Annotated in this window: 17 protein-coding genes; 2 read left to right on the top strand and 15 right to left on the bottom strand. The window is 67.0% G+C overall.

Annotated elements, in window-relative coordinates:
- Position 1: 1 nt before the first annotated feature.
- Complete coding sequence (locus ACZ1I5_RS17740) at positions 2 to 2722, top strand: PAS domain S-box protein (RefSeq protein ID WP_465170565.1); 2721 nt, start codon at positions 2 to 4, stop codon at positions 2720 to 2722.
- 28 nt (positions 2723 to 2750) lie between these two features.
- Here the strand turns inward: ACZ1I5_RS17740 and ACZ1I5_RS17735 are convergent, their stop codons facing one another.
- The 15 genes from ACZ1I5_RS17735 to ACZ1I5_RS17665 form a co-directional block, all read right to left on the bottom strand.
- Complete coding sequence (locus ACZ1I5_RS17735; protein WP_465170564.1) at positions 2751 to 3101, bottom strand: hypothetical protein; 351 nt, start codon at positions 3099 to 3101, stop codon at positions 2751 to 2753.
- 73 nt (positions 3102 to 3174) lie between these two features.
- Positions 3175 to 4398, bottom strand: coding sequence for a hypothetical protein (locus ACZ1I5_RS17730; RefSeq protein ID WP_465170563.1), 1224 nt, complete (start codon positions 4396 to 4398; stop codon positions 3175 to 3177).
- Between the two features lie 102 nt (positions 4399 to 4500).
- Positions 4501 to 5022: a hypothetical protein gene (locus ACZ1I5_RS17725; protein WP_465170562.1), complete on the bottom strand. Its 522-nt coding sequence runs from the start codon at positions 5020 to 5022 to the stop codon at positions 4501 to 4503.
- Between the two features lie 76 nt (positions 5023 to 5098).
- A complete protein-coding gene (locus tag ACZ1I5_RS17720) occupies positions 5099 to 5983 on the bottom strand; it encodes a sulfotransferase domain-containing protein (RefSeq protein WP_465170561.1) in 885 nt (294 codons plus the stop codon).
- A 172-nt stretch (positions 5984 to 6155) separates the two neighbouring features.
- A complete protein-coding gene (locus ACZ1I5_RS17715) occupies positions 6156 to 6332 on the bottom strand; it encodes a hypothetical protein (RefSeq protein ID WP_465170560.1) in 177 nt (58 codons plus the stop codon).
- A gap of 14 nt (positions 6333 to 6346) precedes the next feature.
- A complete protein-coding gene (locus ACZ1I5_RS17710) occupies positions 6347 to 6781 on the bottom strand; it encodes a Bbp16 family capsid cement protein (protein ID WP_465170559.1) in 435 nt (144 codons plus the stop codon).
- Positions 6782 to 6927: 146 nt separating this feature from the next.
- On the bottom strand, positions 6928 to 7950 hold the full coding sequence (locus ACZ1I5_RS17705; protein WP_465170558.1) for a major capsid protein: 1023 nt from the start codon (positions 7948 to 7950) through the stop codon (positions 6928 to 6930).
- A 3-nt stretch (positions 7951 to 7953) separates the two neighbouring features.
- Positions 7954 to 8574: a hypothetical protein gene (locus ACZ1I5_RS17700; protein WP_465170557.1), complete on the bottom strand. Its 621-nt coding sequence runs from the start codon at positions 8572 to 8574 to the stop codon at positions 7954 to 7956.
- Entirely contained in the window at positions 8564 to 8884 is a 321-nt protein-coding gene (locus ACZ1I5_RS17695; RefSeq protein ID WP_465170556.1) for a Bbp19 family protein, read from the bottom strand. The genes ACZ1I5_RS17700 and ACZ1I5_RS17695 overlap by 11 nt, the downstream gene beginning before the upstream one ends.
- A 193-nt stretch (positions 8885 to 9077) precedes the next feature.
- A complete protein-coding gene (locus tag ACZ1I5_RS17690; protein ID WP_465170555.1) occupies positions 9078 to 10745 on the bottom strand; it encodes a portal protein in 1668 nt (555 codons plus the stop codon).
- A gap of 2 nt (positions 10746 to 10747) precedes the next feature.
- Positions 10748 to 10939, bottom strand: coding sequence for a hypothetical protein (locus ACZ1I5_RS17685; protein WP_465170554.1), 192 nt, complete (start codon positions 10937 to 10939; stop codon positions 10748 to 10750).
- Positions 10940 to 10999: 60 nt separating this feature from the next.
- Entirely contained in the window at positions 11000 to 12580 is a 1581-nt protein-coding gene (locus tag ACZ1I5_RS17680; RefSeq protein WP_465170553.1) for an alkaline phosphatase D family protein, read from the bottom strand.
- A gap of 41 nt (positions 12581 to 12621) precedes the next feature.
- Positions 12622 to 13236, bottom strand: a complete 615-nt coding sequence (locus tag ACZ1I5_RS17675) for a glutathione S-transferase (RefSeq protein ID WP_465170552.1) — start codon at positions 13234 to 13236, stop codon at positions 12622 to 12624.
- Positions 13233 to 13598 carry a reverse transcriptase-like protein gene (locus ACZ1I5_RS17670; protein ID WP_465170551.1) on the bottom strand — a complete coding sequence of 122 codons (366 nt, stop codon included), beginning with the start codon at positions 13596 to 13598 and terminating at the stop codon, positions 13233 to 13235. The genes ACZ1I5_RS17675 and ACZ1I5_RS17670 overlap by 4 nt, the downstream gene beginning before the upstream one ends.
- A gap of 54 nt (positions 13599 to 13652) precedes the next feature.
- Positions 13653 to 15383, bottom strand: a complete 1731-nt coding sequence (locus tag ACZ1I5_RS17665) for a GGDEF domain-containing protein (protein ID WP_465170550.1) — start codon at positions 15381 to 15383, stop codon at positions 13653 to 13655.
- 390 nt (positions 15384 to 15773) lie between these two features.
- On the opposite strand from ACZ1I5_RS17665, the gene ACZ1I5_RS17660 reads away from it, so the two are divergent.
- Entirely contained in the window at positions 15774 to 16760 is a 987-nt protein-coding gene (locus tag ACZ1I5_RS17660; protein WP_465170549.1) for an alpha/beta fold hydrolase, read from the top strand.
- Positions 16761 to 16781 lie beyond the last annotated feature (21 nt).

Raw genomic sequence — 16781 nt, 5'->3', positions numbered from 1 at the left:
TGTGACCGGCATATCGGCCCAGCGCGCGATCGTTCTCGCCCCGCATGGACGGGACGCGACGATCGCTGCGACCATGCTACGCGAGGCCGGGATGGAGGCGGTCACTGCGGCAGACCTTCCGGGCCTGGTGGCGGAACTGCAGGTGGGCGCCGGTTTCGCGCTCGTCACCGAAGAGGCATTGCGCGGGGCGGATCTCCATCCGCTCGACGCTTTCCTGCGGATGCAGGAAGAGTGGTCGGATTTTCCCTTCATCCTGCTCACTCAGCGGGGCGGCGGGCTCGAGCGAAATCCGGCGGCGGTGCGGCTGCTCGAAACATTGGGCAACGTCACGTTCCTGGAACGGCCATTCCATCCCACCACGCTGATCAGCCTGGCCAAATCGGCAGTCCGCGCGCGGCTGCGCCAATATGAGGCGCGGGCGCGGCTGGCGGAGATCAATGCCCGTGAAGCGCAGTTCCGCACCTTCGCCGAAGCCATGGCCAACCATGTCTGGACGTCGCCGCCCGGTGGCGGGCTTGACTGGTTCAATCAGCGGACGCTCGATTATACCGGTCTCGCCCCGGCCGACCTGATCGGCGCTGGCTGGACACGCACGGTCCATCACGACGACCTGCCCGATGCCGCCGCCCTATGGGCCTCCTCCATCGCCGCCGGCACCGACTACGAGACCGAGTTCAGAATCCGTCGTGCCGATGGCGAATATCGCTGGCACCTCGTCCGCGCGCTGCCGATCCGCGCGGAGGACGACACGATCCTGCGCTGGATTGGCACCAATACCGACATTCACGAACAAAAACTGTCCGAGGTTGAAAGCCAACGCGACCGCGACCGGCTGTGGATGCTGTCGCAGGACCTCATGCTGGTATGCGATTTCCATGGCGTCATTACCGCGGTGAATCCGTCCGCTACGCGGCTGCTCGGCTGGAGCCAGGACGAGATGGTCGGCCGGAGCATCGTCGATTTCCTCCATGCCGACGACGTCGCCACCACGGCGAAGCAGATCGAGACGCTGTCGGCCGGCGCTCCCACGCTGGCCTTCGAGAATCGCTATGCCCGGAAGACGGGCGGCTATCGCCTGCTGGACTGGACCGCTGTGCCCGATGCCGGGCGGATCCACGCAGTCGGCCGCGACATCACCGAGGAACGCAGTCTCGCGCGAGACCGGGAGCGGATCTGGAACCTCTCGCCGGTGATCAAGCTGGTCGTGTCCACCTCCGGCGAAGTCCATGCGGTGAATCCGTCCTGGACCAAGGTGCTCGGCTGGACCGAGAAAGAGACGATCGGCCGCATGGTGACGGATTTCGTCGCGCCCGAGGATCTGCCGAAGAGCAGGGGGGCGCTGGAGGAATTCTCCGCTGGCGTGCCGATGCTCGAGGTCGAGCGAATCTATATGCACAAGGATGGTGGCCGACACCGCATCGCCTGGATCACGGTGGCCGATGGCGGCACGCTCTACAGCTTCGGCCGGGACGTAACCGCGGAACGCGAAGCGGCCGACGCGCTGGCCGAAACCGAGGCGGCGCTCCGCCAGTCGCAGAAGATGGAAGCCGTCGGCCAGCTCACCGGCGGCATCGCACATGATTTCAACAACCTGCTGCAGGGTATCACCGGCAGCCTGGAGATCGTCCAGCGCCGGCTCGATGCCGGGCGACTCGACGGGGTCGATCGTTTCATCGGCGGCGCCACCAATGCGGCGAACCGCGCGGCCGCGCTGACGCACCGGCTGCTCGCCTTTTCGCGCCGCCAGCCGCTCGATCCACGCCCGGTCGCCGCCAACCCGCTGATCGAGTCGATGGAGGATCTGATGCGCCGCACGCTCGGCGAGCAGATCGATCTCGATTTCATCCTGGCGGACGATCTGTGGCCGATCCTGTGCGATCACAACCAGCTCGAGAACGCGATCCTCAATCTCGTCATCAACGCGCGTGACGCGATGCCCGATGGCGGCCGGTTGACGATCGAGACCTCCAACGCCGATTTCGACGAGGCGTTCGCCGAGCGTCATGGCGAGCTGAACGCCGGCGAATATGTCTGCATTCGGGTGACCGACACCGGCAGCGGCATGGACGCCGATACTATCGCGCGTGCCTTTGAGCCCTTTTTCACGACCAAGCCGCTTGGCCAGGGCACCGGGCTCGGCCTGTCGATGATCTATGGTTTCGCCCGCCAGTCCGAAGGCCATGCCTCGATCGAGAGCGAGCCCGGCGCCGGCACCACCTTCAGCATCTGCCTGCCGCGCTACGAGGGCGCCGTCACGGTCGACGAGCCGGTAGCCCGTTCCGCCCCGGCCGAACCGACGGGCGCCGCCGAAACGGTGCTGGTGGTGGAGGACGAACCGGTGGTGCGCGGCCTGATCGTCGAGGTCCTGACCGAGCTCGGCTATCAGGCGATCGAGGCTGGCGATGGCCCGGAGGGACTCGAAAAGCTCCGCTCGCGCGACCGCATCGATCTGCTGATCACCGATATTGGCCTGCCCGGCCTCAACGGCCGGCAGATCGCCGATGCCGGGCGGGAGCTTCGGCCGGGCCTCAAGGTTCTGTACATGACGGGCTATGCGGAAAATGCAGCGCTTGCGCCCGGCTTTCACCAGCCGGGCACCGCGATCATCACCAAGCCCTTCGCGATCGAAGCGCTCGCGGCCCGGGTACGATCGATCATCGAGGCACCGGCCGGCGCAGACGTGGACGCCGCGCTCGATCCGGTACCCTCAGCGGCCGGATAAGGCTCGAATGGACGAAGCCCGTCCGGGGTCAGGCTTTGGCGCGCTTCGTCGTCGCGCCCGCGCGCGGCTTGGTGGTGCGGGCCGGCTGGCGTCGCGCTCGGCGGGCAGGGGGCGTCTCCACTTTCCGGCGGCCATAGAGCAGCGCGCCGGCGATCGCCGCGACGCCAAGCCCGATCGCGGCCCCGATCGCGATGGTATTGGTCGACAGCGCGTCGGACAGTGAAAAACGCTCTCCGAAAATATACTGCGCCTTATCGTCATCCTCCCGGTGCTCGCTGCCCATGGTGAAGAAGGCGGGCTCCTGCGTCTCGTCATGGGGCTCGGGGTGCAGCGGATAGGGCGGCACGGCTGCGTCGGGAAGCGGGCGTTGGTGCGTCATGACAAGGCCTTCTTGCGTCAGTGAATGCCCATCAACGCGTCGCGCCCGCTCCGGTTTCCCCCGGTCGCGCGGGTCACTTCGGCTGGTCGATCCACACCGTCCAGTATCTTCCCAGCGCCGCGCGCGGCCCCTTGATGGCGGCGAACGCCTGTTTGGCCGCGTCGCCCTGGCCGCTCAGCGCCAATGCCGCGCCCAGCCTGGTGTTGACGACATCGGCATCGACCCCACCCTTGGCCAGCGCGACCTTGTACAGCTCGATCGCGGGGGCATAATCGGCGTAGCCGAAATAGGCGTCGGCCATGGCCAGCGCGATCGTCCCGGTGCCGTTCGGTCCCTTGGCCTGCGCGGCGCCGGCGGGCAGGCTCGCCCGGTCGCTCGCGATCTTGGTCTTGACCACATCGTTGAACTCGCGCGCGGTCATGTTGGTCGCCATCACGATATCGCCGCTCGCCACGCCCTCCGCCAGCACCGCCGACGCCTCGCCGGGCAGCTTCTGATAGGTGTTCTCGACATAGGACAGATAATCGCCCTGTCCCTTCATTGCCTTTGCCGCGCGCAGCAGGCGCATCAGGTCGATGACATATTGGGTGTCGATGTCGTTGGTGTCGCGATAGCCGATCAGCGCATCGCGCCAATGCGTCGCGCTGGGATAGGCGACGACCCGCGCCCGGCCGGCCCGCTCGACGGCTGATCCCTGTTTCGCCTGATAGGCGATGCCGAACGCGCGGGAATACCATTCGTCGGGCACGGGCACGCCGCCGGGTTTCGCTTCGACCGCCCGCTCCAGCACCGTGACGGCCTCGTCCGGCTTCTTCTGCGCGATCTTCGTTTCCATCAGCAGCGCATAGACATTCGCGTCGCTGGCGCCCGCGGCGATGGCGGCGGTCAGATATTTGTCCGCCTTGGCCATGTCCTGGTTGTTATAGGCGATCTGGCCTGCCGCGAGGTTGAATGGCACGACATTGGCGGCTGGCAGGAATCCGCTCGCCAGCACTGCCTCGATCCCCTGCGCCTGGACGGCGACGTCGTTCTGCGCCTTGCCGAGATCGAGCCGGAGCGATCCGATCATGAAGCGGTCGTCATTGCTCTGGGCAAGGCCGTCGGCCTGGGCGAGCTTGGCGGACGCGGTGGCGAAATCGCCCTTCTTGATCGCTGCCTGGGCGTCCGCCAGCACCGGTCGCGCTTCCTTGGAGAGCTTGGGCGCCGCGGGCGCGGGCGCCTTCTGCGCGACGGCAGCGGCCGGCGCGGCGCCGATCATGGCAAGGCAAAGAACGGATCGTAGCGCGACCTGCTTCATATCAACCTCTCCTCGGTGGAGCCGGCTGTTATCCGCCGTGCCCTGCACGGCCGCATGAATGCACTTTTTGGGCGATTCTGCCAGTGGTGCCTTCGTCCGGCCTCAGGCGATCGGGCACATCCCGCCGCGCATCAGGGCGACGCCGTTGGAGAACCAGCGGCTGGAATCCTGCATCGTCGCGGTGTCGTGGTAACAGGCCTCGCCCGTCTTCGCCGCCGGATCGAACAGAAAGGCCCAGTTCCGCCCGCTGCAATCCTGCGCGTCGCATCCCGCCGCGACGACCTTCCCGCCCCGCGCATAGATCGGCTTTTCAGGTCCCCTGGATTCGCTGAAATGCGCGCGCGTCACATTGTCGTGCACGGCGTCGAGCAAGGCCTTGGAAACATCGGTGCGGTCGAAGAACAGCACGCCACCGACCGGATCATTGGGGAATTTGCCGATATAGGCCGTCGCCGAGGTCTCGGGCGTCTGGCCGGGCATCGGCGTCGCGGTGACATCGCCCGGCGGTACGAAGCCGGCGGCATTGGCGGGCGGCTCGTCCTTGCTTGCCGCGCCGCCGCAGCTCGCGAGCAGAAACAGGGGGAGGAAGAGGGGTACGATGCGGGCGGCAGGTCGGTTGCTCATGATCGGTCAACGCCCCGGCCCGCCCGTCGGGCCCCTGAAATCGCCCGACCCGCCCGTCGGGCCCGAGAATGGATCGTCAGACCGCGCGCACGCCGCCGGCCAGCCAGCGCGCGCAGATCGGACCAAGTTCGTCCACGCTGCGCGTCTCGTAATCGATCACGTCGCGCAGGCTGAGCGTATCGCGCCAGCGGCCATTGCAGCCCCTGTTGATGAAGGTCTCCGCCCCGCCGTCCCAGAAGATGCCGCTCAGCGGCGCGGCCTTGGTCGCGTTCGCCTTCATCCATGGGAAAGTGCAATGCTCGACCATCGACGGGAAGTGCGCGGGATTGATCCGGATATCGAGAAAGTCGGCGATGCGCCGCATTTCGCCCGTCAGGTCGCGCTTCAGATCCTCGAAATGGACCAGCATCACATTGGGCTGGTCCTTGATCGCCCACCAGCCGCGCAGATTCTCCCAGAACGGCCAGAAAGGTTCGCCGTCATGGTCGAGCCAGGTGCGGAAATATTGGCGCATGTCCGGGTCGGCGCGCTGGATCGGCGGCCCGACCCGCCCGGGCGTGTCGTTGAGCGCCGCGAACCACGCGGCATTGGCCCTGGCATGGTGGTTGTGCATGCTCCAGATCACGTCGCGGCCGTCGCGCGCCACATAGAGATATTTGGCGCGCGGGCTGAACACGAGCGCGTCGACCGGCAGGTGCGTCTTGAGGAAGCGCCGATGCTGCTGTGCCTCGACTGCCTCCAGCTTCGCCTCCTTGGGCGGCACGCGCAGGTCCAGCCAGGGCGACAGGTCCGATACGCTCACCTCCGGATCGCCGGCGAAGATCAGCTGCCCGACGATCTGCTGCATCCAGGTGCTGCCGGACTTGCCATAGCTTGCGATGACCACGTCGTCGTCGCGGAACGCGAAGTCGTTCCAGGCCGTGGAATCGAAATGATGGTTGTGGAACTCGCGTGTCTTCATGGGCGCGCGAGGGGCGAGTTGCGTTGCCATGGGTGCTCCGGCTGCAAAGGAAGTCGCGTCCGGGTGCGGGAAATGGCGGGTGTCGACAATGTCGTTGCGCTCAAGAATCGACCAAGCGACCAGCGCGTATTTCGTCGCGGGAACGGCCTGGATCACCGTCCCCGCGACAGGCTCACTGCGTGTTTTCCTCGCGCTCGGCTTTCGCCGCGCCGGCGTATTTCTTCGCCGGGCTCACCAGCTCCCAGGCGGCGCCCGGCGGCGCATCGGTGGTGAAGGGCTGGCCAGGCCGGTAGAGTTCGCCGCCGGTATAGACGATGTGCGGCGCGATATAGGTGGAGGGCTGCTTCATGGTCGGTGCTCCGGTCATGGGTTGGTCTGGTTGCCCGCGGTCACCCCGGCGGTGATCTTGCCCAGCGTCGGCGCGGTGCCCACGACCGTGTATTTGAGCCGCAGATAGCGCTCGTCGGTACCGACCGGCAGCTCGTCGGGAAGCAACAGGGTCGCGCCGACCGCCAGCTGCGCCAGCGTATAGGCGGGCGAGGTCCATACCGTCTTGGGCGTGGCGAAGCCGACATTGTCGTCGGTCTCGATGCCGATGCTGAGCGAGGTCAGATTGTTGAAGCTTTCGACCACGCTCGCGCGGATCGAGACCTCCTTGCCCTTGCCGACATCGCGGGTGATGGCGGCGGCGGCGCCGAACACGGTGCCGGTCGCGCCGAGATCGATGATGTTGGTCGAGGCCGCCGTGGCGGTCACCGCCTGGGCATTCGAGAACAGGGTGCTTGCGTCGTAGATCATGGTTATTCTCCTGAATGGCGTGGTTCGTGGCTTTATCGGCATCCCTCCTCCCGTTTGGGCTGAGCCTGTCGAAGCCCTGCTCTTCTCGTCGGAAGGAAGGGCAGTCCTTCGACAAGCTCAGGACGAACGGAGGAAAGCGGTGCGCATCAGGAAACTACGCTCTCCGCATTGTTCAGCGCATCGGTCTCGCGGATCGGCATGCCGCGGTACGACAGCACTTCCTCGCCCTGCAGCTCCATCGGCTTGAGCATCAGCGCGCCGTTCGACGCATTGGTGCCGGCCGCGTCGAGCGCCTGCAGCATGTCGCGGTTCATGTAGATGACGGTGCGGCCCTGCGCCGCGACGTTCGACGCCATCTTGGCCGCGCGTCGGCCCTGCAACTTGTAGCAGGCCTGGCGCATGAGGCCGTAAAGGTCGACCGATCCGGCGGCCACGTTCGACACGTCGATGTTCGCGATGCGCGCATTGTAGCGCCAGTCGCGCACCGCCACGCCGATATGCTGGCGGAACAGCTCCTCCTTCACATAATAGATATTGCCGTTGCCGTCGCTCGTGCGCTGCTCGCCCTTGTCCTCGCGCGTCACGCCGGCCTTGGTGCCCTTGGGGTGGATCAGGGTCGTATAGTCGTCGCCCCAGGTCACGAACCAGATCGAGGTATTGTCCGAACCGACACCGCCGCCATTGATGATCTGGCCGCCCGCGCCGCCGCCGCCGAGCGCCGAATAGCGCGCGGCCAGGCCCTTGAACCGCTCCGGGGTGGTCGTGGTGTTGTGGTAGAAGAAGCCGCGCGACACCTCCTGCGCCATCGCCTCGAGATAGGCGCGGCCTTCGGACAGGCGCACGCCGCCCGGATTGTCGGAGATTTCGAGCAGCCGGGTGTCGACGGTCGACAGACCCTCGACGAAGCCGGTGGTATCGTCGACCTGCTGGGTCGTCGACTTGGACTGGGGGATGCCCTGGTAGAGCCGGCCCCAGGCCACATCGGGCAGGCCGGTGCGGATGGTGTGGCGGTGGACGGTGCCCATGTTGCAGGGCGCGGTCACCGCGTCCTCCATGATCGGGTTGAGCTGCCGCAACACCTCGACCACTTCGCCGAGCTGGCCGTCGGCGCCGCCGGCGCCCTTGTAGAGATCGATCAGGTTGAGGAATGAATTGCCGATGGTCGCCATGTCTTACCCTCCTTTGGGTGTGTCTTCGGGGTAGAGCGTCTCCGCCCTGTCTCGCTTCGAATGATGGATGCCCGACGAGCGTTCGAAGCCGTCCTCGCCGATGGCCTTGCCGACCCGCTGAAAGGCGCGGATCATCTCGGGGTGGTTGCCGAGGCCACTCTCGTCGAGCAGCGTGCGGAACGCGCTGCCCTTGCCGAAGCCGAGCGCGTCGAGCGCCTTGGCCGCGGTGCCGATCGTCGTCGACCAGTGCTGGCCGCCGATCTCCGGATCGTTGCGCGCGCTGTCGAGCCACGCCTTGCGCTCGGCCTGGACCTGGCCGAGCACCTGGCGCTGGTGCCGGTCGAGCAACCCTTGCGCGAACTGCCCCGCCACCGGCATCAGCTTGTTGGCCTGGTCGTTGGACAGGCCGAGGTCGCGGAACACCGGCGTCGCCAGTTCGATCGCGACGGGGTCGAGCGTCAGGCCCTCGGGCGCGGTGAGCTGATACTGGTCGGGAATGCCGGCATCGGCGTCGGGCGTTTCGCCGTCATCCTCTTCCGGAAGGGTTTCCCCGCCATCGGCAAAATCATCGCCAAGGGCGGAAGGCTCGAAATCGTCGAAGCCGTTGTCCGCCTCAGGCGGCATCGTCTCCGAGTTCTGCGTAGATGTTTCGTGGTTCAAGGACATTCTCCTTGCGCATCGAATGCGCCAGTTCGTGCAATGTTTGAATCAAGGTCGCCGCGGGGATTCCGTCCGGCAGGGCGACCGGTTGTGCGGCGTCGAAATCGCGCAGAATCTCGAGCGCGAGGCTGCGCCGGCCCTCGAGATAGAGGTGCCGCCCGTCAGCGACATTCGCGGTGGTGTCGAACACCCCGGCGCGCTGCACGAGCGACAGCAGGAACCGCCGAAACGGCGCGCTTTCGAGCAGGATGAGCTTGTCGGTCTTTTCGATCATGGGGAGCGCTCGCTTTTCTCCCTCTCCCCCTGTGGGAGAGGGAAGGGTGAGGGGCAGTGAGGTTCGACACTTCTCAACCCCCAGCCGTCACCCCGGACTTGTTCCGGGGTCCATGGTGCCGCCAGAGCCTCGGGTGGTGGTGCATGCGGACCGGTGGACCCCGGAACAAATCCGGGGTGACGAGGTCTTGGCGCTACTGCCCAGGCCCAGGCCCAGCCGGCCCAGCCTGTGCGCCCATCTGCCCCAGCATCTGCATCGCCGCCGCGCCGTCCTTGGCCGGCCCGGCCATCGCGGCCATCTTCGCCATCTGCGCTTCCTGCTCGCGGCCCTGGCGCAGCGTGCCGGCGTCCTCGACCGAACGGATGATCCGGGGCGGCGCCCCGGCGCGATCGGCATAGTCGTCGACGATCGCATCGACATCGAGCCGGTCCGCCGCCTCGGGGAAGCGCCCCGCCAGATTGCCCACGAATGCCACCGTCCGCTCGATCTGGCCGAGCCCGACCATTCGCTGCATCTGGGCGAGGATCGACACGAAATCGACCTTCACTGCCTGCCCCTGGAGATGCTCGGGCGCCGGCGGCAGCAGACCCCGCCTCGACATGATGCCGAAGGTCCGGTCGATCGCCACCTCGAGCTTCTCGTTGTTGACGCGCTCGATCACCGGGCCGAGCTGAGTCAGCTTCTCCTCGTTGCGGCTGGCGATCTCCTCGACATTGCGCGGCTGGATGCCGTCCATGTTGGTGATCGCCATGAACAGGTCGGCATAGGTCAGCCGGTCGATCGCTTCGGTACAGCGCATGACGTCCTCATTGATCGCGCCGATCGCCGACGGGTTGATCGTGTAGGGCACGATCACCCCCGCCGCATCGATCGCACTGGCGGACACGATATTGCCTGCCCTGCCGGTCAGCTTGACCGTCGCCGGCACGATCTTCTCCGGGCTGATCAGGAACTCGGTCGCCTGGGTCTTGCGCCTGGTCTGGAGCTGAAGCTCGCGCATGTCGGGCAGGGCGTCGAAGCCGGGCGACGTGCCATAGGTATCACCCCCGATCGTGTCCCAGCGCGGTGCCCAGAAGGGTTGCTCCTCATAACCGGAAACGCGCAGCACCCGATCGGCGCGTCCGTCATTCTCGTCCCAATAGACTGATCGCCAGGGCTTGCCGCGCGCGGTCATCACGCCCGGCACCCGCTCGTCATTCGGTTCGATCGCCTGGACTACCGGAATCTGCTCGTCATACCGGCCATTGGCGTGGCAATTGCGCACGAAATCGCTGGCATGCTCCAGTCCGAAGGACTGGACGAGCTGATGCACCGACATGGAGCAGCGGCGATACAGCGTATCCGGCACCATCGCGTCGCTCAGCGCAATCCAGTACTCGCCCGCGGTCAGCGTATGGCACACCGCGCCCTCGCGGTCATGCTCGACCATCACGCAGGCGTCCGTGCCGAACAGCCCCATCTCGGCATAGCCGGCCTTCACCGCGCCGTAGAAATTGGTGCCGGCGAGGAAGTCGTACATCCGCCGCTCGACCTCGCTCAGCCAGTTTTTCACCGCGCCGTCTCCGGCGAGGTCGGTGTCGAACGGCGTCAGCCGGAACCATGGCCGGGACGGCGAGGAAAGCCCGCTCGTCATACCGCCGGTCAGGGTGCGAAAGCTCAGGATCGGGTGTCCGTTGAAGATGGCGGCATTGGTTCGCCTGAAATTGCGATTGTTTTCCGAGGCGAGAAACCGCGAGCGCGAAGGCTGCGCGCATCTCGCGATGTCCGCCCATTCTGCCTCATAGGGCTGGCGCGCCGCCTTCAGCGCGGAAAGGCGCCGGTTGCAGCGTTCCTTCACGGAGCGGGGGAGGGCAGGGGCCATCATCAGCCTCCCAACACCGTCGTGGTCGACGGTCCCGATCCCTGGCCGAGCATGCCCTGGAACACCGACGCCATCATCGCGCGTCGTCGGCGAACATCATCCTCGACGCGCGGCGCGGTGGCGCCGCCATCGGGCAGTTTGAGCGCCTGGCGCTCGGGAATGGTTTGCGGCTTGGGGGGCTTGGGCGTGCACATGCAGTGCGGAATAGGGGAGGTGGGACAAGGTTTGAATCGACGCCCCGGCGCCTTTGGCCCTTATGACAGGGAGCTGTGAAGCCCGGGCTGGCGCGGGTCGAGCGCGAAGCGGGCAATGTCCCTGATCGCCGAATCCTCCCTGCGGCTGTCGGTCAGGCCGCGAAAGGTCACGCTGCCGCCGGTCGGCGTCAGCTCGACCCGGCCATAGCCGCGCACCTCATTCTCGGTGAAGCCGATGCCGTTCTCGCCGGCCAGCGCCTTCAGGCTCGGGTCGTGCATCAGCGAGGTGATCGATCCACCGACGAACTCGGCCGAGATCGGCGGACCGTCGGGCTTGGCCGGATCGCGGATCTCGGCGGCGGCAAAGGCGTGGATGTCACCGCCCAGCGCCAGCGGATTACTGGTGCCCGCCTCGACCCAGCGCCGGAAGATGCGGTCGCGCGCCGCGGGAAAGCCCGACCAGGTATCGGCCGGATATTGGCGGCCGCGTTCGGGATGGTCCTCGTCGATCCGCGCCTGCTGATGCATCAGTGTCTGCTGGGCGAGGATGTTCCAGGTCGCGCGGGTGGTGCCCAGCCGGTCGTCGAGCCAGCGCTCCTGGCGGCGGCCCAGCATCGAGCGGTCCGGATTGGCCAGTTCGGGACAGGCGGTGACCAGGCTCAGATATTGCTGGTGCGCCTCTGCCAGGCCGGGCGGCTGGCAGGCGGGCAGGCCGCGATATTGTCGGTCGTCGAGGATCTGGAACTGGGCGAGACGGCCCCAGTCGAGCGTGCGATACAGCTGCATGTCCGGCCCGTGCGGGCGCGTCGCGGCGCGTAGCGGCTGGTGCTCGTAATAAGCCTGATAGGCGGCGGCGCGGCGGAGCAGGACCCTGGCGGGGTCGCTGTTGTTGGCGTCGCGCGCGTTGCCATAATCGTTGGACACCTCATGGTCGTCCCAGGTCAGTACCCAGGGTGCCGCCTGGTGCGCAGCCTGCAGCAGCGGGTCGAGCTTGTAGGTGGCGTAACGCACCCGATATCCGGCCAGGTCTTCCGGTTCCGCATTGCGGTGGAGCCGCACCGCGTCCTTCTTGTTGGGCGCGCCTTCATAGATATAGTCGCCCAGGAACAGGATCAGGTCGGGATCCTCGTCGATCATGTGGCGATAGGCGGCATAGAACCCCGCCTCATATTTCTGGCAGGACCCGAAACAGAGGCGCAACCGGTCCACCGCCGCGCCGGGCGCAGGCGCAGTGCGGGTGCGCCCGACCGCACTCTTCTCGCCGCCGGCGATGAAGCGGTAGAAATAGCGCGAGGCCGGGCGCAGGCCGGTCACCTCGACATGCATGGCATGGCCCCAGATCGGCTCGGCGCGGGCCGTGCCCGATCGCACGATGCGGGCGAACGCTTCGTCCTCGGCCACTTCCCAGCGCACCGGCACCGCGACCGGCGGCATCCCGCCATCGCCGGCCATCGGTTCCGGGGCCAGACGCGTCCACAAGACGATACCATCGGCGGCAGGATCGCCCGAGGCGATGCCGAGCGAGAACAGTCCCTGCGGCAGGCGCTGCGCCCCGCGCGCGCCGACCGATATCAGCGCGGCCGATCCGCCCGCCCCGGCAAGAACCGCGCGGCGGGTGAGGCTGGTGTCGTTCTTAATCATGCTCGCCCTATCGGATCCTCATGTTGCGAAGCTGTGACACTTCATGACCAGATGACCGGCGCGTCGCCGGGCGTCCAGGCTTTCAGTCGCACCATCGCCCGCTCGAACAGCGCCGAGCTGGTGTGCCGTTCCAGCCAGTCCCGCACCTGCGGGATCGCCTGCGCGTCGAACCAGACCCGGTCGACCGAGGCGAATTGCCGCACGAACGGAAAGATCGCGATATCGGCCAATGACCGCGCCTCTCGGCACAGGTTCTTGCTGTCCTCCAGCCGCTCCTCCAGCTCGTGCAGCATGCCCAGTCCGGCGCGACGATGCCGGATCGGGTCGGCATCGTGCCGGTCGGCATATTTGTACCGATCGAGATGATGCTTGAACTGTTCGTCAAAACTACCGATCAGCGCGGCATCGTCCCCGGCCAGCCAATCCTCCGGATCGGCGCGCCCAAGTGCCCACCGCATGATATCGATGCTTTCGTCGATCACCTGCCCATCGGTCAGGACAAGCACCGGCACGGTTGCCTTGGGTGACGCCGCGATCATCGCCGCCGGCTTGTCCCGCAGCACGATCTCGCGAATCTCGAAAGGCGCCCCGCTCGCCAGCAACGCCATGCGTGCCCGCATCGCATAGGGGCAGCGGCGAAAGCTGTAGAGGATCACGCGTGCAACCGGGCGAGCGCGATGCCGGCGAGATTCTGCGAGCGCTTGATATGCCGGATGCGCGGCGCCGCGGGGGCAAGACTGCGAAACGCGTCTAGATGGCCGATATGGGCGCCCCGGCACTTCGCCTCTCCATTGGCCTGGTTCACCACCGCGAGCGAATCGCCGAGGAATTGCGGGTCAGCCAGGCCAAGCTCCCGCGCCAGGCGCACCGCGCGGATCAGGGCAAGCCATTCGGCCTCCATGCCCGTGCCCGGCCCGAGATCGCGCTGGATATGCGCCCTGCCGCCGATCACGACCGCGGTTTCCATGCCGCCCGGCCGGCATCCGCCGTCGAAGAAGATTTTCACGCGCGGTGGCATGCCGGAGGTTTAGCCGCGAATGTGTCGCGGGGAATAGCCGTTGGCGGGGCGGCCCTAATAGGGTGCCCGCAGCACGCCTGGCGTCTTGGGCGCGTCGGTCGGCATCGCCGTGAAGCGGCGTACCACCACCCGGTCGCGGCCCTGCTGTTTCGCGGCATATAAACCCCGGTCCGCCAGCCGGAAGAGCTGCTGAAAATCGCCCGGCGCCTGGGTTTCCGCGACGCCGATGCTGGCCGTCACGATGCGATCGCCGATCGCCCCGCCATGGTCGCATGCCGCGATCTCCAGCCGCACGCCGTCAGCGAAACAGGCGAGCGCGAACCCCTCGATCCCCGCGATCATCAGGCCGAACTCCTCGCCGCCCAGCCGGGCCACCGCGCACATCGGCCCTTCCCAGCGTTCGAGCCGCTCGGCGATGCAGCGCAGCACCCTGTCGCCCGACTCATGGCCATGGGCGTCGTTGACTGACTTGAACCGGTCGATGTCGATCAGCAGCAGGGCGACCGGCATCATATCCGCCCGCGCCTGTTCGAGCAGCGGTTCGATCGTCTCGAGGAATCCGCGCCGGTTGCGGAGGCCGGTCAATGGATCGCGCCGCGCCAGCTCGTTCGCCAGCGCTTCCGCGGCACGCGCATGGTCGCGCTCGATGCGGAAATGGGCGAACCGCCGGCTCGCGGCCAGCGACAGCCACAATGTCTGCCATGCCGCGGCGAGCAGCACGATGATCTTCGAACCGCCACCCCAGAAGGCGTCCTCGACATTCACGAACTGGATAAAGGCAAGGGTCGCCATCGGCAGCGCCCATGCCCAGGCAAAGTCGCGCGCCTCACGGCTGCCGCGCCGCCAGGCCCAGGTCAGACAGGCAGTGACGAGCACCAGATCGACCAGGATGAGCACGTCCATGACGTTCCCGAACAGGTCGATCGCCGCGCTGCGGATAAGCGCAAGCGGCACGCCGAGCACACCGACGGCGACACCAAGCGCCAGCGTCGATCGTCCCGCCCAGCGCGGCAGGGCGCGATCGTCGAACGAGGTGACGACCGTCACCGTCGCCAGGGTCAACGCCAGGCAGGCGAGGAACGTGCAGATCTGCGCGGAGACCGTGCCGGCCATGCCGGGGACCGCGATCAGATGCATCTCCGACCAGATCAGTCCCCAGAGCAGCATACACCCCGCCCAGGCGCCCTGCCAGGCGAGGAACTGCCGCCGCACGGCGAGCGCAAGCGACAGATTGTAGATCATGCCGATCAGCAACAGCGTCAGCGCCGCACCGATCACCGCGCCCAGCGCGGCGGACTGGACGCCGCTATCGCCGCGTTTCAGCAGGCGGATACGCAGCAGATGGTGGCTGGCGAGCTTGTCGAACCGCATCGTCACCGCGACGAGCGGCGCGTTCCGCACCGGCGCCTCGAAGGCGATCTGCCCACCCGCGCGCCAGTGCGATCCATAATCGCCGCTGCGCACCTGCTGCCATTGCGCGGCGCCGTCGGCATAGGAGAACAGGACGGCGAGCCGGTCGAAACGGGATTGATGGACCATCAAGACCATGTCGTTGCGATCGTCCGGCAGGCGGGTGAGGTCGGCGCGCAGCCACAGGCTCTCATCCTGATAGCCGGCGGGCGCCCCGTCACAGGCGAAACGCAGCGACGACAGCCCGTTATCGGCCAGGCGTTGCGTGGAGACGGCGTGGCACAACGGGGCGTTGAGCTTCAATGTCTCGGCGCTGGCCGGAATCGACCAGCACGCGACGACCATGGCGGCCAGCGCAAACCGCAGCCGGGCCATTGCCCGATATGCTTCCCCCATCCCCATCATGGTTTACGCTATGCACCGATCCGGTGTTAAAAGTCTTACTTCTACCGTGTCTTGACGGGGAGCGGGGATAAAAAAGGCCGCCCTTTTCGGGGCGGCCTTTCCATTGTCAGCCGGTCACGGCTGGAAATCAGGCGCGCGACGCCCCCGCGCTGGAGGTCATGCTCACATGATTCGCCGTGGCCGGCTTACGACAATGAGACATCAGACCACCTCCTTTCCGTTGTTGAACAGTGATTTGTATATGGGCGCGGTATATTCCGGATCAAGGCTGGCGCGCGCGAACGGCGCGGGGATTCGGTAGTTCCCGAAGGGCCCGCCGCACGTGACAGAGCCGGGCGGCTGTGAAAGGATGGTGCGGCCATGAAGCGCCAGGAGAGTCATCATGTCGATCGGCCGATGCCCCGGCGCAATGCGCCAGTGATAGCCGCCGCCGTCGCGGCGGGCGCGGCGGCCCTGGTCGGCGGGCTCGCGCTGTTCTCGCGCGCCGCCACGCGCCGCATCGAGCGCGACGTGCCGCCCGACGGCCAGTTCGTCATCATCGACGGGGTGCGCCTGCATTATGCCGATCGTGGCCATGGCCCGGCCATCGTGATGATTCACGGGCTCGGCGGGCAGATGCGCAATTTCGGCTATGCCCTGGCTGACCGACTCGTCGCCGATCACCGCGTGATTCTCGTTGACCGTCCCGGCTCGGGCTATTCCGCCGCGGCGCCCTCGGCCGCCATCGCGGCCCAGGCCAGGCTGATCGCCGGACTGATCGACTCGCTCGACCTCGAATCGCCGCTGGTCGTTGGCCATTCGCTCGGCGGCGCGGTGGCGCTCGCTCTGGCGCTCGATCATCCTGACAAGGTCGGCGGCCTCGCCCTGATCGCCCCGCTGATTCAGCCGCAGGACGAGGTGCCGGCGGCGTTCCGTGGTATCGCCATCGCGTCGCCCGCGCTGCGCCGCGCCGTCGCCTGGACGCTGGCCACGCCGGTAGGGCTGCTGTCGGGCAGCAGGGGCGCGGTGGCGGTGTTCGCGCCTGAGCCGGTTCCGCCCGACTTCGCCACGCTCGGCGGCGGCCAGCTCGTGCTGCGTCCCGGCGCCTTCCACGCCGCCTCGACCGATCTCGCCGCCGCGCGCGCCGACATGGCGGCGCTAGCGGCGCGCTATGGCGATCTCGCCGTGCCGGTCGCGATTCTGTTTGGCAGGGACGACCGGATTCTCGACCCGGCGATCCACGGCGCCCGGATCGCGGCCGATGTGCCCCGAGTCGCGCTGACGATGATCGATGGCGGCCACATGATCCCGATCACTGCCGCGGAGGCCGTCGCGCTGTGGATCCGCGAGCGCGTCGTGCCGCGTTGAGCCTGGCGTGGAGGATTCGTT

The sequence above is a fragment of the Sphingomonas sp. BL-S-30 genome, assembly GCF_055521475.1.
The sequence above is the reverse complement of the archived record's forward strand: the minus strand, read 5'-3'. Positions and strand labels throughout refer to the sequence as shown.

Bases quoted from the DNA above. Each gene is read 5' to 3' on its own strand.
- ACZ1I5_RS17685 (WP_465170554.1), bottom strand. From the start codon at position 10,939: ATGTGCACGCCCAAGCCCCCCAAGCCGCAAACCATTCCCGAGCGCCAG.
- ACZ1I5_RS17680 (WP_465170553.1), bottom strand. From the start codon at position 12,580: ATGATTAAGAACGACACCAGCCTCACCCGCCGCGCGGTTCTTGCCGGG.
- ACZ1I5_RS17670 (WP_465170551.1), bottom strand. From the start codon at position 13,598: ATGCCACCGCGCGTGAAAATCTTCTTCGACGGCGGATGCCGGCCGGGC.
- ACZ1I5_RS17690 (WP_465170555.1), bottom strand. From the start codon at position 10,745: ATGGCCCCTGCCCTCCCCCGCTCCGTGAAGGAACGCTGCAACCGGCGC.
- ACZ1I5_RS17720 (WP_465170561.1), bottom strand. From the start codon at position 5,983: ATGAAGACACGCGAGTTCCACAACCATCATTTCGATTCCACGGCCTGG.
- ACZ1I5_RS17715 (WP_465170560.1), bottom strand. From the start codon at position 6,332: ATGAAGCAGCCCTCCACCTATATCGCGCCGCACATCGTCTATACCGGC.
- ACZ1I5_RS17660 (WP_465170549.1), top strand. From the start codon at position 15,774: ATGAAGCGCCAGGAGAGTCATCATGTCGATCGGCCGATGCCCCGGCGC.
- ACZ1I5_RS17665 (WP_465170550.1), bottom strand. From the start codon at position 15,383: ATGGCCCGGCTGCGGTTTGCGCTGGCCGCCATGGTCGTCGCGTGCTGG.
- ACZ1I5_RS17700 (WP_465170557.1), bottom strand. From the start codon at position 8,574: ATGCCGCCTGAGGCGGACAACGGCTTCGACGATTTCGAGCCTTCCGCC.
- ACZ1I5_RS17735 (WP_465170564.1), bottom strand. From the start codon at position 3,101: ATGACGCACCAACGCCCGCTTCCCGACGCAGCCGTGCCGCCCTATCCG.
- ACZ1I5_RS17705 (WP_465170558.1), bottom strand. From the start codon at position 7,950: ATGGCGACCATCGGCAATTCATTCCTCAACCTGATCGATCTCTACAAG.
- ACZ1I5_RS17695 (WP_465170556.1), bottom strand. From the start codon at position 8,884: ATGATCGAAAAGACCGACAAGCTCATCCTGCTCGAAAGCGCGCCGTTT.
- ACZ1I5_RS17730 (WP_465170563.1), bottom strand. From the start codon at position 4,398: ATGAAGCAGGTCGCGCTACGATCCGTTCTTTGCCTTGCCATGATCGGC.
- ACZ1I5_RS17710 (WP_465170559.1), bottom strand. From the start codon at position 6,781: ATGATCTACGACGCAAGCACCCTGTTCTCGAATGCCCAGGCGGTGACC.
- ACZ1I5_RS17725 (WP_465170562.1), bottom strand. From the start codon at position 5,022: ATGAGCAACCGACCTGCCGCCCGCATCGTACCCCTCTTCCTCCCCCTG.